16 protein-coding genes are annotated in these 15,303 nt (G+C 64.0%); 5 read left to right on the top strand and 11 right to left on the bottom strand.

The features are described from left to right. Positions 1-14: 14 nt before the first annotated feature. Positions 15-962: a DMT family transporter gene (locus tag CK221_RS12090; protein ID WP_095777879.1), complete on the top strand. Its 948-nt coding sequence runs from the start codon at positions 15-17 to the stop codon at positions 960-962. Positions 963-964: 2 nt separating this feature from the next. Here CK221_RS12090 and CK221_RS12085 read toward each other — a convergent pair whose 3' ends face one another. The 3 genes from CK221_RS12085 to CK221_RS12075 form a co-directional block, all read right to left on the bottom strand. Further along, positions 965-1,777 (bottom strand): helix-turn-helix transcriptional regulator, encoded by an 813-nt coding sequence (locus CK221_RS12085; protein WP_095777878.1) that lies wholly within the window; start codon positions 1,775-1,777, stop codon positions 965-967. Positions 1,778-1,868: 91 nt separating this feature from the next. Beyond that, positions 1,869-2,792, bottom strand: coding sequence for a uracil-DNA glycosylase (locus tag CK221_RS12080; protein ID WP_095777877.1), 924 nt, complete (start codon positions 2,790-2,792; stop codon positions 1,869-1,871). Positions 2,793-2,860: 68 nt separating this feature from the next. Next, the gene (locus tag CK221_RS12075; RefSeq protein WP_095777876.1) at positions 2,861-3,499 is read right to left on the bottom strand and encodes a hypothetical protein; all 639 of its coding nucleotides are present in this window, start codon (positions 3,497-3,499) and stop codon (positions 2,861-2,863) included. A gap of 251 nt (positions 3,500-3,750) precedes the next feature. Here CK221_RS12075 and CK221_RS12070 point away from each other — a divergent pair, with 251 nt between their 5' ends. Both CK221_RS12070 and CK221_RS12065 read left to right on the top strand, forming a co-directional pair. Then, positions 3,751-5,430 carry an electron transfer flavoprotein-ubiquinone oxidoreductase gene (locus CK221_RS12070; RefSeq protein WP_095777875.1) on the top strand — a complete coding sequence of 560 codons (1,680 nt, stop codon included), beginning with the start codon at positions 3,751-3,753 and terminating at the stop codon, positions 5,428-5,430. 168 nt (positions 5,431-5,598) lie between these two features. Beyond that, on the top strand, positions 5,599-6,192 hold the full coding sequence (locus tag CK221_RS12065) for a DUF922 domain-containing protein (protein WP_066997555.1): 594 nt from the start codon (positions 5,599-5,601) through the stop codon (positions 6,190-6,192). A gap of 44 nt (positions 6,193-6,236) precedes the next feature. Here CK221_RS12065 and CK221_RS12060 read toward each other — a convergent pair whose 3' ends face one another. The 5 genes from CK221_RS12060 to CK221_RS12045 form a co-directional block, all read right to left on the bottom strand. After that, the gene (locus CK221_RS12060) at positions 6,237-7,247 is read right to left on the bottom strand and encodes an endonuclease/exonuclease/phosphatase family protein (protein ID WP_095778013.1); all 1,011 of its coding nucleotides are present in this window, start codon (positions 7,245-7,247) and stop codon (positions 6,237-6,239) included. A 138-nt stretch (positions 7,248-7,385) separates the two neighbouring features. After that, positions 7,386-8,846 (bottom strand): AMP nucleosidase, encoded by a 1,461-nt coding sequence (locus CK221_RS12055; RefSeq protein WP_245430620.1) that lies wholly within the window; start codon positions 8,844-8,846, stop codon positions 7,386-7,388. Positions 8,847-8,973: 127 nt separating this feature from the next. After that, complete coding sequence (locus CK221_RS12050) at positions 8,974-9,168, bottom strand: hypothetical protein (protein ID WP_067321018.1); 195 nt, start codon at positions 9,166-9,168, stop codon at positions 8,974-8,976. Between the two features lie 32 nt (positions 9,169-9,200). Next, positions 9,201-9,353, bottom strand: coding sequence for a hypothetical protein (locus CK221_RS30230; protein ID WP_164747131.1), 153 nt, complete (start codon positions 9,351-9,353; stop codon positions 9,201-9,203). Between the two features lie 207 nt (positions 9,354-9,560). Further along, complete coding sequence (locus tag CK221_RS12045; RefSeq protein ID WP_066997546.1) at positions 9,561-9,902, bottom strand: DUF2147 domain-containing protein; 342 nt, start codon at positions 9,900-9,902, stop codon at positions 9,561-9,563. Between the two features lie 435 nt (positions 9,903-10,337). On the opposite strand from CK221_RS12045, the gene CK221_RS12040 reads away from it, so the two are divergent. Beyond that, a complete protein-coding gene (locus tag CK221_RS12040; RefSeq protein WP_066997543.1) occupies positions 10,338-10,604 on the top strand; it encodes a sel1 repeat family protein in 267 nt (88 codons plus the stop codon). Positions 10,605-10,983: 379 nt separating this feature from the next. Continuing rightward, a complete protein-coding gene (locus CK221_RS12035) occupies positions 10,984-12,105 on the top strand; it encodes an ABC transporter substrate-binding protein (RefSeq protein ID WP_067321025.1) in 1,122 nt (373 codons plus the stop codon). Positions 12,106-12,267: 162 nt separating this feature from the next. Here the strand turns inward: CK221_RS12035 and CK221_RS12030 are convergent, their stop codons facing one another. The 3 genes from CK221_RS12030 to CK221_RS12020 all read right to left on the bottom strand — a co-directional run bounded on the left by CK221_RS12030 (position 12,268) and on the right by CK221_RS12020 (position 15,303). Further along, on the bottom strand, positions 12,268-14,229 hold the full coding sequence (locus CK221_RS12030; RefSeq protein WP_095777873.1) for an acetyl/propionyl/methylcrotonyl-CoA carboxylase subunit alpha: 1,962 nt from the start codon (positions 14,227-14,229) through the stop codon (positions 12,268-12,270). 49 nt (positions 14,230-14,278) lie between these two features. Beyond that, positions 14,279-14,653 carry a hypothetical protein gene (locus tag CK221_RS12025; protein ID WP_066997532.1) on the bottom strand — a complete coding sequence of 125 codons (375 nt, stop codon included), beginning with the start codon at positions 14,651-14,653 and terminating at the stop codon, positions 14,279-14,281. Positions 14,654-14,721: 68 nt separating this feature from the next. After that, positions 14,722-15,303 (bottom strand): O-acetyl-ADP-ribose deacetylase, encoded by a 582-nt coding sequence (locus tag CK221_RS12020; RefSeq protein WP_095777872.1) that lies wholly within the window; start codon positions 15,301-15,303, stop codon positions 14,722-14,724.

The raw sequence follows: 15,303 nt of genomic DNA, 5'->3' as shown, positions 1-15,303 counted from the left end.
CGTCACGAGGCAAGATGACCGTCGATCATCCCGTCGGCCACAATACGCTGCGCGGCATTGCGCTGAAGATCGTCTCCGTGGCGGTCTTTGTCGGCATGCAGACCTGTATCAAGGCGGCCGGCGCCGTGCCCGCCGGACAGATCGTCTTCTTCCGCTCCTTCTTCGCCATCTTGCCGATCATCGCCTTCCTGGCCTTCAAGGGACAGCTGGCCACCGCATTCGCCACGAAACGGCCGTTCAACCACATCGCGCGCGGCGTCGTCGGCGTCGGTGCCATGGGGCTCGGCTTCTTCGCGCTGACCAGGTTGCCACTTCCCGAAGCGATCACGCTGAATTACGCCCAGCCGCTGCTGGTCGTGGTGTTCTCTTCGATCTTCCTGGGCGAGACGATCCGCGTCTATCGCTGGAGCGCGGTCGCCTTCGGCCTCGTCGGCGTGTTAGTCGTTTCCTGGCCGGAACTGACGCTGTTGAATTCCGACGAGGCGCTCCACGACCAGGAGGTGCTTGGCGTCGTGGCGGCGCTGATCGCCGCGGCGATCTCGGCCGTCGCCATGCTTCTGGTGCGCAATCTCGTGCAAACCGAGAGGACGGCAACCATCGTGCTGTGGTTTTCCTCGACGGCGAGCGTGCTGGCGCTGTTCACCGTGCCTTTCGGCTGGCAGATGCTGACGCCGATGCAAGCCGCGCTGCTTGTCATGGCTGGCTTCTGCGGCGGGCTCGGCCAGATCCTGATGACGGCCGCCTACCGCCACGCCGAGGCTTCGGTCGTGGCGCCTTTCGAATATACCTCGATGATTCTCGGCGTCGTCATCGGCTATCTTGTGTTCGGCGATGTGGCGTCGCTCAACACGCTGGTCGGCGGCGTGATTGTGGTTGCCGCCGGCATCTTCATCATCTGGCGCGAAAGGCAACTTGGCCTCGAGCGCACGCGCACCCGAAGGGCGACGCCGCCGCAGGGGTAAGCCTACGAAGCGGCCGTCCGCTCCTTCGCCAGCCGCACCAGCATGGTCCGCGTCTGCTCGTCGGCGGGGAAGAAGGATTCAATCGCCAGCTCCGACAGCGTCACGTCGAGCGGCGTACCGAAGACGGTGATCGTGCTGATGAAGGACAGCACCTGATCGCCATGCGCGAGCCTGAGCGGATGGACGATGCTGCTTGGCTCGACCGGCGCCGGCCGGCTGCTCCTCAGCCCGGACGGATAGCCGCGCAATTCCTTCTCCAACTCGATCAGCATGGAGTCGCCGGTGGCGTCGTTCTGGTGCTTGAGGCGCTCGAGCAGATGCGCGCGCCATTCCGCGAGGTTGACGATGCGCGGCGCGACGCCACCGGGATGCAGGCTGAGCCTCAGCACATTGACCGGCGGCTTGAGCAGCCACGGCTCCGAGACGTCGGCCAGGAACGGGCCGATCGCCGCGTTGGCGCAAACGAGGTTCCAGTGCCGGTCGACCGCCAGCGCCGGGAAGGGCTCGTGGCCCTTGAGCACCGTCTCGACCGCAGCCACCGCCGGCGCCAGCGTCGTATCGGTCAGCGGCCTTTCGCTGAAGCTCGGCGCGAAGCCGGCCGCGAGCAAAAGCTGGTTGCGCTGGCGTAGAGGAATGGCAAGCTGCTCGGCCAGATGCAGCACCATCTCGCGCGAAGGTTGGGCGCGGCCGCTTTCGACGAAGGAGAGATGCCGCTGCGAGATATCGGCTTCCATGGCGAGGTCGAGCTGGCTCATGCGCCGGCGCGTGCGCCACTCGCGAATGAGGCTGCCGGCGGAGACGTCGGGTGTTGTCATGGGGGATGAGTAGGCCGGCGAGGGGAGTAATTCAATTACCTGAGAGGTTATCGCTCCCCTTCTCCCTTGTTGTGGGAGAAGGGAAGGTGCTTCACCCCAACGCCCTCAGTTTCGCCTTCACCTCGAGAAAATCCCGCCACGCCAGCTTCTTGTGTGCAGGCGTGCGAAGCAGATACGCCGGATGCAGCGTCGGCATCGCTGGAATGGCCATGCCCGACTGGGTGGTGTGGACGCGCCAATTGCCGCGCAGGCGCAGGATGCCCTCGGTCGTGTTGAGCAGCGTCTTGGCGGAAGGGCCGCCGAGATTGACCAGCACCTTCGGATTGACCAGCTCGATCTGCCTTTCGATGAACGGGCGGCAGATCTCCGTCTCGTGCGGCGTCGGCGTGCGGTTGCCCGGCGGGCGCCACGGGATGACGTTGGCGATGTAGGCCGATGTCCGGTCGAGGCCGATTGCTGCCAGCATGCTGTCGAGCAGCCGTCCGGAGCGGCCGACGAAGGGCAGCCCTTCGAGGTCCTCGTCGCGGCCCGGCGCCTCGCCGACGAGCATCAGGTCGGCATTCGGGTTGCCGTCGGCGAAGACCAGGTTCTTAGCGGTGAATTTGAGATTGCAGCCGTCGAACGCCGCCATCTGCTGGCGCAGTTCGTCAAGCGTCGAGGCGCTCGCCGCCAGCTGCCGCGCGAGCTTGATCTGCCCCTCGTCGGGGACCGTGGCGGTGGTGAGCGTCGGGCGCCGCGGCGCATCGGGCACTTGGCTTGCGTCAAGTCCCGTCGATGCCGCCGGCCGTTCCGCCGCCCGGCCTGCCTCCAATCCGGGCTCCGATGCCGGCCGCTCCAGGGGCATGCTTTCACGCGCGGTCGCCGCCTGCGCAGGCGCGCGTTCGGCTTGCTTCGGCCTGGCCTCGGCGAAGCGGTTGACAGGCGTGTCTTCCAGCGCCTCGTCTACGCCGGCGCTGGCATAGAAGGCCAGCAGCTCTGCGATATCGATCGGGTTGTTGGGGGAGGCGGCAGTCATGGCGCCACCATCGTCCGCGCGGCAAAGATTTGCAACCGCCCGGAATTCGCCAGTCAGCGCAATGTCTGTCAGCCCGTCGGTATGCGCGGATCCTGCACCAGGAAAAATGTCCAGCGCGGCGTGTAGTCGGTGATCAGGAACTCGAACGTCGCCGTCTTCAGCGGGTCGACCTTGCCGTTCTTGAACAAGAGCCGGTCATAGGGTTCGAACTGGCGGTCGAAATCGGCGAAGTTGCTCGAGACGATGTTGTCGGGATTCTTGTTGCGCTGGTCGAAGGAGAGGCCGTCGCCGAACACGCTCGGCTGGTCGAGGATTTCCTGCAGCTCGAACTGGAACTCGACCCAGGGCAGGGAGCTGTTGTTGAGCACGTCGATGCGCATGTACATAACCCCATTGGCCACGTTGCCGGCCCTGCCGAAGGCTTCGATCGGCCTGATCGCGCGGATGGTCAGCGTCACTGGCGTCGCCGAATTCAGCTCCTCGGTGATGACCAGCGGGTCATCCTTGGTGCCAATTCCGGAAGCGCCGGTGATGCGGAAGCCGCCGAGCTCGTCGGAAAAGGAGTAGGCGCCGGCCGCCCAGACTTTCTGCGGATCGGCCTGGGCCGCGCCGAGCGAAAAGAGGAGCGGAAGAACCGCGCGGCAGAGCACGCCGGGCGTGAAGAGTAAGCGCTTCAATGAAAAGCCGGTTGGCTCGGGAGTGCGCATGGGGCCAAGTATTGCCGATAAGCAAGCCGTCGAACAATTAAAAACGTGCCGGACGGGCCTGGCCTTCCAACTGCATGGCCCTGGCCTATGCTTCGCCGTCGCCTGTCCGATGGCCGTTTCGTATGGAACACCGCGACTTTTTGTCGAAATCGGCTTTGTCACGTCAGCGCCGGTTTCGCGTCGCGAATTGATGCGCTATGCAGCGCGTGAGCCAGCAAAATGCGAGAATAGGGCAAGCCAGCGAGGGGCAGATGAGCGAAATCGAACGCGAGAGCATGGAATTCGACGTGGTCATCGTCGGCGCCGGTCCGGCCGGCCTTGCCGCGGCGATCCGTCTGAAGCAGCTCAACCCCGACCTTTCCGTCGTCGTGCTGGAAAAGGGCGGCGAGGTCGGCGCCCATATCCTGTCCGGCGCCGTCGTCGACCCGATCGGCATCGACCGCCTTTTGCCGGGCTGGCGCGAGGAGGAAGGGCACCCTTTCAAGACGCCTGTCACCGACGATCATTTCCTGGTGCTGGGCCCCGCCGGGTCCTTCCGCCTGCCCAACTTCCTGATGCCGCCGCTGATGAACAATCACGGCAACTACATCGTCTCGCTTGGCAATGTCTGCCGCTGGCTGGCGACCAAGGCCGAGGCGCTCGGCGTCGAGATTTATCCGGGCTTTGCCGCGGCGAGCCTTGTCTACAACGACGCCGGCGCCGTGACCGGCGTGATCACTGGCGACATGGGCGTCGAGAAGGACGGCACGCATGGCACGGCCTACGCTCCGGGCATGGCGCTGATGGGCAAATACGTGCTGATCGGCGAGGGCGCGCGCGGCTCTTTGGCCAAGCAACTGATCGACAAATACCAGCTTGCCGACGGCCGCGAGCCCGCCAAATTCGGCATCGGTCTCAAGGAACTCTGGCAGGTCAAGCCTGAGAACCACAAGCCGGGGCTGGTGCAGCACTCCTTCGGCTGGCCGCTCGACATGAAAACCGGCGGCGGCTCCTTCCTCTACCATCTCGAAGACAACCAGGTGGCGGTCGGCTTCGTCGTCCATCTGAACTATAAGAACCCCTGGCTCTCGCCCTTCGAGGAATTCCAGCGCTTCAAGACTCATCCGGCGATCAGAGGCACCTTCGAGGGCGCCAAGCGGATCGGCTATGGCGCGCGCGCCATTACCGAGGGCGGCTGGCAGTCGGTGCCGAAACTCTCCTTCCCCGGCGGCGTGCTGATGGGCTGCGCGGCCGGCTTCGTCAACGTGCCGCGCATCAAGGGCTCGCACAATGCGGTGCTGTCCGGCATGCTGGCCGCCGAGCATGTCGCGGACGCCATTGCCGCCGGCCGGGCCAATGACGAGCTCGCCTCCTATGAAGACGCCTGGCGCGGCAGCGACATCGGCAGGGATCTGAAGAAGGTGCGCAACGTCAAGCCGCTGTGGTCGCGCTTCGGCACCATCGTCGGTGTCGGCATCGGCGGTCTCGACATGTGGCTGAACACGCTGTTCGGCTTCTCGCCCTTCGGCACGCTGAAGCACGGCAAGGCAGACTATGCGACGCTCGAGCCCGCCTCCAAGCACCAGAAAATCGCTTATCCGAAGGCGGATGGCGTCTTGACCTTCGACCGGCTCTCCTCGGTGTTTTTGTCCAACACCAACCATGAGGAAAATGAGCCCGTGCACCTCATCGTCGGCGACATGGCGCTGCAGCAGCGTTCCGAGCACGACGTGTTCGCCGGGCCATCGACCCGCTACTGCCCGGCCGGCGTCTATGAGTGGGTGGACAAGGACGGCAATGCCGCTGCCGATCCGTCCGCCAAGGACGTGCGCTTCGTCATCAACGCGCAGAACTGCGTCCACTGCAAGACTTGCGACATCAAGGACCCGAACCGGAACATCAATTGGGTACCCCCGCAAGGCGGAGAGGGGCCGGTCTACCAAGGCATGTGAGCCCCACGTCTGGCCGGGCCGGCTCGACAGCCGCCATCCTGCGGCTGGCGAGAGCCGGGTAACAGGCGGCACCTACGAGCAATACCGGTTGCGACGGCGCAACCTCAAGGCTGTTGAATCCGCTGCCTGCTTGTGTTCCCTTTCCCTAAGGATAGGGAGGAGACGGTTATGCGCATGGCGGTTCTGACATGCCTTGTCGCTCTCGGCGCGCTCTGCGCGCCGCAGGCTTCGGCCGGCACCAGGGTGCTGGTCCAGACGCGCACCTATGACATTGCCGGCAATTCGGGCGCGGCGCTCATCGAGGCGATGGGCAGCAAAGGTCCCAAGCACGGCTTCATGACGCATGCCATCGCCCAGACCGCCTATACGGCCGACTGGGAGCTTGGCGTTATCCAGGACAAGGGCTCGTGCCGGATACGGCAGGCAAACGGAACGCTCAGTCTCTTCTACACTTTCCCCCGCTTGGCGTCGCCAGCCACGCCTGCATTGAAGAAGCGCTGGAACCGGTTCTTCGCCGGCGTGCGCGCCCACGAGGGAACCCATGGCCGCATTGCCCGGGAAATGATGCGCGTCACCGATCGCTCGATCACCGGTCTTAGGGTCGCTAACGACCCCTATTGCTACAAGGCGCGCAGCGAGGCGCGCCGGCGCATCCAGGCCGTCTATGCCGAATACGAGGCCAGGCAAAATGCCTTCGATGCCCGCGAGCACCGCGAAGGCGGTCATGTCGAGCACCTCGTCGCTGCTTTGATCAGGCCCTAGCGGCACAAGCAGAAACCGGCGATGCGGCGGGAAGCAATGCGACGCTAACTGCCCGTCTTGCCAAGTTGTGCGTTTGCCGCCAGCGCCGACTGATGCTCGTGCTCGGGCTGTCGGCCGTCGGACCGCAACGAGAACTCGATCAGCACCGGCAAGTGGTCGGACCCGGCGTCTTCCAGCCGCGTCGCCGAGTGGATGGTCACGGCGCCCTTGCTGAACACTTGGTCGATCGGCAGGCCGGCGAAGCGCCGGATGAAATCCGGCAGCTTCCGGTGAATCCAGGTCGGCCCGGCCGACGGCATCACGCTCAGTCCGCCGAGCGAGGCGACACGACGCACCGCAGCGCTCCACGGCACGGCGTTGCAGTCGCCGGCCATGATGGCGGTTTCGCCGAGCGCGGCAAGCGGCCCCGCCAGCTCGCCGATCTGCCAGTACTGCTCGCGCGGCCACGGCCAGCTCAAATGGATTGCCGCGACATCGACGCCGGTGCCGCCGAAATCGACCGTGGCGGTTGCCATCGCACCGCGCGGCTCGCAATGCGGCGCGGTGCCCGGGGCAAAAGGCCGCCGCGAGAGCAGCGCGACCCCGAATACGCCGTTGGGGTAGGGGCAGAGGATGCGGTACGGATAGGCGCCGGTGATATAGCCGAGCTCTCTCGTCCACATTCCCGACACCTCGTCGAGGGTGATCACATCAGGGTTGGTGCGGCCGATCAGCGACAGCACCTTCTTGGGTGTCGGATTGTCGAAGCGAAGATTGATCTGCAGCAGGCTGTAGACGATACGGTCGGCAGGTTTGGCGACCGCCTGCTGCGGCCACAACCTGGGCAGTGCGCTGGCCGTCGTGGCAAGGCAGGCGAGGGCGAAGAGCAGCGCTGCTGCCGCTTGCAGCCGGTACGAACTGGCAAGCAGCGCCACCGCCAGCAGCGCCGTGAGCACGCTCAGATGAATACGAAAATGCGAGAACGAATCGAGGGCTGGATGCAGCGCGCCGAGGAATCCGGCCAGCAGCGCGGCCGTGAGTGCCGTCATCGCCAGGAATGCCACCCCAGCCGTCATGTTTGAGCGCGCGCCGCCTGTTGTCATGTCAGTCGTGTTCTGCCGAATGTCGCCGGCATCTTTTTGCAGCGACATAGTCTCGCTCAGGCCTGCTTATCGGCAAAATTGCGGCCCGGGCAAGACGATGAGTTGCCTCGGCTACTGGAAAGCAGTCTCGGAGAAGCTTCTCAACTTGCGCGAATGCAGCCGCTCCATCGGCATTTCGGCCAGCTTCTCCATCGCCCTGATGCCGATGGTGAGGTGCTGCGCCACCTGCCGCTTGTAGAATTCCGTCGCCATGCCGGGCAGTTTCAGTTCGCCATGCAAAGGCTTGTCGGAGACGCACAGCAGCGTGCCGTAGGGCACGCGGAAGCGGAAGCCGTTGGCGGCGATCGTCGCCGATTCCATGTCGAGCGCGATGGCGCGCGACTGCGAAAGGCGCTGCACCGGTCCGCGCTGGTCGCGCAGTTCCCAGTTGCGGTTGTCGATGGTGGCGACGGTGCCGGTGCGCATGATGCGCTTGAGATCGTAGCCGGAAAGTCCCGTTACCTCGGCGACCGCTTCCTGCAGCGCCACCTGGATCTCGGCCAGCGGCGGGATCGGCACCCAGACCGGCAGGTCGTCGTCGAGCACATGATCCTCGCGCACATAAGCATGGGCCAGCACATAGTCGCCCAGTGCCTGCGTGTTGCGCAGGCCGGCGCAGTGGCCGAGCATCACCCAGGCATGTGGCCGAAGCACCGCGATATGGTCGGTGATGGTCTTGGCGTTGGACGGGCCGACGCCGATATTGACCATGGTGATGCCGCCATGGCCCGACTTCTTCAGATGGTAGGCCGGCATTTGCGGCAGGCGCTGTGGCGGGGTGCCTTCGCTCGCCGCGCCGGCCCCGGCCTTGGTCACGAGGTTGCCCGGCTCGACGAATTCGCTGTAACCGCCGCCGCCGCTCTCCATCAGCTCGCGGGCCCGCGCCACGAACTCGTCGATATAGAACTGGTAATTGGTGAACAGCACGAAATTCTGGAAATGCTGCGGGCTGGTCGCCGTGTAATGCGTCATGCGGTGCAGCGAATAGTCGATGCGCTGTGCCGTGAACGGCGCCAGCGGCCTCGGCTCACCGAACGCCACCTCGAAAGTGCCGTTGGCGATCTGGTCGTCCGTGCCGTCGAGATCCGGCACGTCGAACAGGTCGCGGATCGGCCGCCTGATGCGCTCGGCAGCGGTGCCATCGACATAGGTGCCTTCCAGGAAGGCGAAATGCAGCGGGATCGGCGTCGTCGATTCCGACACCGTGACCTGGACGCCGTGATTGCGCATGATGAGCCGAAGCTGCTCGACGAGATAGTTCTCGAACAGCTTTGGCTGGGTGATGGTGGTGGCAAAATGCCCGGGCGTCGGCATATGGCCGTAGGCCTGGCGCGAGTCGATCTGCGTGAACGAGGTGGTGGTGACGCCGATCTGCGGATAGAAGGCCCGGTAGCGCCTGCTCTCGTCGCTGCCGGCGGCGAGGTTGGCGAAGGAATCGCGCAGGAATTTGGTGTTGCGGTCGTAGAGCGCCTCCAGCGCCGCGACCGCCTTCTTGGCGTCGTCAAAACTCTGCCTGCCGAAAGGCTCCGGCATGACGACCGATTCGATGGCTTGGGGGTAGATTCGCTTTTCCATGGCCCAATATAGGGATTTGGAAGAGCGCTTGGGAGGGGGAGGCGGGCGCGAAGCCCGCCTTGCGGAGTATTTTTCTCTGGCCGTGTCAGCCACGCTGCAGGCTGACCAGCAGCACGAAGCCGATGCCTGCCTTCTTCGGCGTTGGCGCCTCGATGACCGAACCGGCGTCGGCGCGCATCATCGGCACCGCCAGCACAGGAGCGGCAAGCACCATCAGGATGAGCATCGCCCGCGGCAGGAGCCGAAGAGCTTTGAGGGTGGAGGCAGCGATGCGGTTCATGGTGGTCGTTCCGGTTTCGAGTATTGGTCGTTTCAGCGGCCGAAATGGTTCATGCAGTCCAGCCGGCAGGTATCGGCCATTCGCGGTGAGCGCGCCGGACGGCCGGCTTCGGCCACGAGGATGGCGAAGAACATGCCGAACAGGCTCATCAGCAGGCAGACGATGGTGAAGCGGCGGACAAGCATTGGTCTCTCCTTCAATGGCGAGGAGAATGCCCGAACGCCTCTGAACCGGTTCTGAGACCGGTATTCATCTGCGGTTCAAATTGGCTGATGGGGTCATGACCCGGCCAAGGCCTGCGAAATGCCTTGTCCAGCGTTGCGCTCAGAAACGGCGCTCAAAAATAAAACGGGGCGCCGGGCCCCGTTTTTGCATCGTCATCCGTTCGACTGTCAGAGCTTGTGCCAGGTCTGGGTCTTGCAGATCAGTCCGCCCAGAACGCAGCCGCTCATCTTTAGCGAGGTGCCGGAAAGCGTCGCCTTGCCGGAATAGGTCTTGTCGGTTTCCGGGTCCGTTATGGTGCCGGTGTACTTGTTGTCGCCGGCCGCCTTGAAGGAGCCGATCGTCTTGCCGGCATATTTGCCGGACTTGAGCGTGATGGAAAACGCCCCGCCGCCGGCGATCGCCGCTGTCGATCCGGCCTGCGTCTTCCAATTGCCCTCGATCGGGTCGGCCGACGCGGCGCCTGCCATCATCAAGGTGGCCGCCAGGGCCAGGCTGACTTTTCGAAACATGCTTGTCCTCCCTTTAGGGTTCCGGCGGGCCTCGTTCCGCCTCTCTGTCCCTTACGCAAACGTAAAGCTAATCCAGCCATCGCCAAAACGAAAGCGGTGCCGCGACGGAAGCTTGCAAGGATTTCGGCCGCGTCGGTCGCTGGAAATGAACGGATGGCGAAAAAGGCTTCGGTTTCCGTGGTTAGCGAAGTCTTGATTCCCGCGCCTCAAATTTTCGACGAATTTGGCGCAGATCGGCTGAATTGCTGGATTCCTATGCTTAACAGTTCTTCGCGTTTACCTGTTGTTTTAGCTTTGTTTTCTTCAAATTAAGCAAGCCATTTAACGACGGATTCAAGGCGAGCCGTCATCCTCGAAAGCATCGAAAGAGCGGCCCGCCCAGGGGAATTCCAGGGACAGAAGGAGGCAGCTCTCGGGAGCAGACAGGGGATTGAAATGGCACGCTTTGAAATGCTTGAAGCCGGCTTCGGCGCCATGGGGGCAACTGCCCAGGCCGACATTCTTTTCGAACTGGGCATGATGTATGCGACCGGCCGCGATTGCGAGACCGACGTCATTGCCGCCCACAAATGGTTCAACATCGCCGCGATCAAGGGCTCGCTCCGCGCCGCCGAGCTGCGCTCGGAATTGTCGGCATCGATGTCGAAGGCCGAGATCGCCAAGGCGCTGCGCGAAGCGCGCGAATGGATGACGATGCACTGATTTTGCGGGGTAAAGCCCGGAAGCTCTTAAGGGACAAGGCCGCAAAAAGACGGCCGGTTAACCAGACCAAGAACGCGGCAGGTCAACGAACTCAAGCCGTGCGACAACACAGGGAAGCGAGCGGGTTCAGGCGCGCGGGGTGCCGGGAAGCTCGACTGCAAAAGCCGTGACCGGCCGGGACAAGGCCGGCGCGGCTTTTGCATTTGCGCAGTCACCGCCTGTATGGGAACGGCGGCTTGGCCCAAGAACTCCCCGTCGGAATGAACCAAATCCCGATACATTGTGCTCTCGACAGTTCCGGCGAAGGGTGAAATTGTCCCGGCTCTCTGGAAGAAGCGTGGCCGGAACGGCCGCGCGCAAGTGGAGGAGTTCTATTGTCATGAAAAGATTGGGTATTTTGAGCGCGGCCGCATTGGGCCTGACGATGAGCGCATCGGTTGCCTTCGCCGACGACATCACGATTTCGGTGGTCGGCCCGATGACCGGGCAGCTCGCCAACATCGGCGACCAGTTCAAGCAGGGCGCGCAGGCCGCGGCGGATGCCATCAATGCCGCCGGAGGTGTCAATGGCAACAAGATCAAGATCGACATCCAGGACGACCAATGCGATCCGAAGCAGGCGGTGTCGGTCGCCAATCGCATCGTTGCCAACGGCGTCAAATTCGTCGACGGCCATGCCTGCTCGGGCTCGAGCATTCCCGCTTCCGCCGTCTATGCCGAAGCCGGCACCCTGATGATGAGCCCGGCCTCGTCTAATCCGGAACTGACCGACGCCGCGGCCAAGGCCGGCTGGCCGACGATCATGCGCCTCTACACTCGTGACGATGCGCAGGGCGCTTTCATCGGTCCATGGATCGCCAAGAAATATGCCGGCAAGAACGTCGTCGTCCTGCACGACAAGAGCGCCTACGGTCAGGGCGTTGCCGATGCTGTCAAGGCGACCATGAATGCCGGCGGCCTCAAGGAGGTCGACTATGAAGGCATCAATGCCGGCGAGAAGGACTATTCGGCTTTGGTCACCAAGCTGAAAGAGCTCAAGGCCGACGTCGTCTATTTCGGCGGCTACCATCCGGAGGCCGGCTTGATCCTGCGCCAGGCAGCGGAGCAGAACGTCAAGTTCCAGCTGATCATGCCGGACTCGATCGCCTCGCCGGAATTCTGGCAGATCGCCGGCCCGGCCGGTGAAGGCACGATGTTCGTCTTCCCCTCGGATCCGCAGTCGAAGCCGGAAGCGAAGGAGGCCGTGGCCAAGATCAAGCAAGGCGGCTTCACACCGGAAGGTTTCACGCTGTTCTCCTATGCAGTGATCCAGGCGGTGGCCGAAGGCGTCAAGCGCGCCGGCACCGACGACCCGGCCAAGGTCGCCGAGGCGCTGAAGGACGGCAAGCCGATCAGCACCGTGGTCGGCGACGTGATCTTCGACGAGAAGGGCGACCTGAAGAACGCCAGCTACGACATCAACCAGTGGCACGACGGCAAATACGCGCCGATCAAGCCGTAATTCGTTCTGCAGATCGATTGGAAATGGCCGGGATTTGTCCCGGCCGTTTTCGTATGTGCCTTGGCACTGATTTGGAGGCCAGTTCGGAGCTCTACGGCGCCCCCCTGGAGTCCTGCCGCCCCAGCCAGTTTGTCCCGTTGCCGATCCAAGGCGACCGGCAGCTCAGCCCCGTGCGTCCTCGAACCGCACCAGCACCGTGCCGTCGCTCACTTGCGCGCCTTCGGCCGCGATCTCGGCAATCACCCCATCATGGGGTGCGGCGATCGTGTGCTCCATCTTCATCGCTTCGAGGATCAGGAGCGGCTGGCCCTTGATAACGGTATCGCCCGCTGCCGCGCGCACCAGCTTGACCAATCCCGGCATCGGCGCGCGCAGGCTGTCCGACGCGGCCGCGGCCTCATCCGCCTTGGCCAGCGGATCCGGCACCGTGAATGTATATCCGACCGCTCCTTCGAACACCGTGACATGGCCCGGCCAGCGCGCGCTGCGCGGCATGCTCCTGAGGTCGTGCGCGTTGAGCGCGTCATGCGGCGCCTCCAGCGCCACCTGGAAGCGGCCGTCAGGCCGCGCCGATACCCGGGCCAGGATGTTCTCCTCGCCGTAACGCAACCGGGTGCGGCGCGCCAGCGTATGGAAATGCGCATAGCCGGCGAGCGAGGACCACGGATCGGCGGCCGGACCCGCCGTGCTTGCGTCGGTCGCTGCCAGCGCCGCCGCGGCGATCGCTTCATCGCTTGGCGCGGGAACAGCGACGAGAGCATCCTGATGCCGGCCGATCAGGCCGGTGTCGATATCGCCCGCCGCGAAATCGGCGTCGACGGCGAGTGCTGCAAGGAAGGCGGTGTTGACCGTCGAGCCGGCAACTTCGGTTCGGGCCAGCGCCTTGCGCAGCGCGCCAAGCGCGGTGGTTCTGTCCCTAGCGTGCACCACCAGCTTGGCGATCATCGGATCGTAGAAGGGCGAGATCGCATCGCCGGACCGCACGCCGGTCTCGATGCGCATGGCGGCATCCTCCGGCGGCGTGTCGGGGAATTTGAGATGATAAAGCGTGCCCGTCGCCGGCAGGAATCCCTTGGCCGCGTCCTCGGCGTAGATGCGCGCCTCGAAAGCATGTCCGGCAAGGGCGATCTCGTTCTGCGCCTTCGGCAGTTTTTCGCCGGCGGCGACACGAAGCTGCCATTCGACCAGATCGACGCCGGTGACCATCTCGGTGACGGGATGCTCGACCTGCAGCCGTGTGTTCATCTCCATGAACCAGAAGCGGTCGGCTTTGAGGGCCTCGGAAGCATCGACGATGAACTCGATCGTGCCGGCGCCCGAATAGCTGATTGCCTTGGCGGCCTTCACCGCCGCTTCCGTCATCGCCTTGCGCAGCGCCGGCGTCATGCCGGGGGCGGGCGCCTCCTCGATCACCTTCTGGTGGCGGCGCTGCGCCGAGCAGTCGCGCTCGAAAAGATGCACGACATTGCCGAAATTGTCACCGAACACCTGGACTTCGATGTGGCGCGGCTTGTCGACATATTTTTCGACCAGAACGCGGTCGTCGCCGAAGGCAGCCTTGGCCTCGCGCCGCGCTCCGGACAGCGCCTCGGAGAAGTCGTCCGGATGGTCGACGCGCCGCATGCCCTTGCCGCCGCCGCCGGCGCGCGCCTTGATCAGCACCGGGTAGCCGATCTCGCGCGCTTTTGTGGCAAGCAGCACAATCTCCTGCGCTTCGCCGTGATAGCCGGGCACCACCGGAACGCCGGCCTTTTCCATCAACCGCTTGGCGGCGTCCTTCAGCCCCATGGCGCGGATCGAGGCGGCGGACGGGCCGATGAAGATGAGGCCCGCCGCCGTCACCTGGTCGACGAAGTCGGGGTTCTCCGAAAGGAAGCCGTAGCCGGGGTGGATAGCCTCGGCGCCTGTGGCAAGCGCCGCGGCAATGATCCTGTCGCCGCGCAGATAGCTGTCACCGACCGGCGAGGGGCCGATATGCACCGCCTCGTCGGCCATCTCGACATGCAGCGCTCGCGCGTCGGCATCCGAATAGACGGCGACTGTTCGCACGCCGAGCTTGCGCGCGGTGCGGATGACGCGGCAAGCGATCTCGCCGCGATTGGCGATCAGGATCTTGCCGAACATGGAGCCTCCCGAGTTTGCGACGGGCAGCGCCAATTCGGCAGGCGCGGGCCTACTTCGATGCGGCGATCTCGCAGGCGCCGCCCGTAGTCACCTTGTAGTGCGCGCGCGTGGCCAGGCAGGATTTCATCGCCAGCTCTTCCGCAACTTTTTGGGACGGCGCATTCAGGTGTCCACCACAGATGATGTAAGACGACATGATCCGGGCATAAGGCGTGGTCGCGTAGGCTGAATGGCCGCTCGCCGCCAAATAGGCCTTGTATGCCCTGTTGCACGGATCCTTGGGATTGCGTGGGATGTAAGGTGGAAAGCGCTTGTCCCCCTCGCTTCCAGCCAGCGACCCGGCGACGACAGCGCCGCACGAGGCGAATATAAGCATTCCTGCAAGTATCGACGCGGATGCTTTCCGCAGATATTCTCGTGTCATTTTTACCCCATCCCCATAAGACAATGCAGGATGAGCAATATCGAATATTTGCCGGCGCCGCTAGATGGTCACTCAAGAATCTCGATCTCGTGAACGGGTGGAACGTCTTTGTCATAAAGTTCAGGCTCCCCCATCGCAGCAACGGTTGAGCTGTATAGTTTGGCAGTCAGATCGTCGAAGCAGCAGAAAGTTACGGTCTCGGGGATGGCGTTTTCGCCTAGAAAAACAGCAACCGTGCCGACGGCTATTTCGGTAGCCTGATCTTTCGGATAGCCGTAGATGCCGGTCGAGATCGCCGGAAATGCTATCGTTCGACAGTCCTTACCGGTGGCAATCTCCAGCGAGCGCCGATAGCAGGAGGCGAGCAACTCCGCCTCGCTCTCGCCGCCGCCGTGCCAGACCGGGCCGACGGTGTGAATGACATAGCGCGCCGGCAGCCGGTAGCCTTTCGTCAGTTTGGCATCCCCGGTCCTGCAGCCGTTCAGCGTCCGGCATTCGGCGACCAGCTCCGGCCCGGCGGCGCGGTGGATAGCGCCGTCGACACCACCGCCGCCGAGCAGCGAGGAATTGGCGGCATTGACGATGGCATCGACCTTAAGCCTGGTGATGTCGCCGGTATGCACGCGGATCCTATCGCTGACGCCGCTCAT

This window comes from Mesorhizobium sp. WSM3868 (assembly GCF_002294785.1).
In the GTDB taxonomy this organism is placed as follows: Bacteria; Pseudomonadota; Alphaproteobacteria; order Rhizobiales; family Rhizobiaceae; genus Mesorhizobium.
This window is presented reverse-complemented; position numbering and strand designations above follow the sequence as displayed.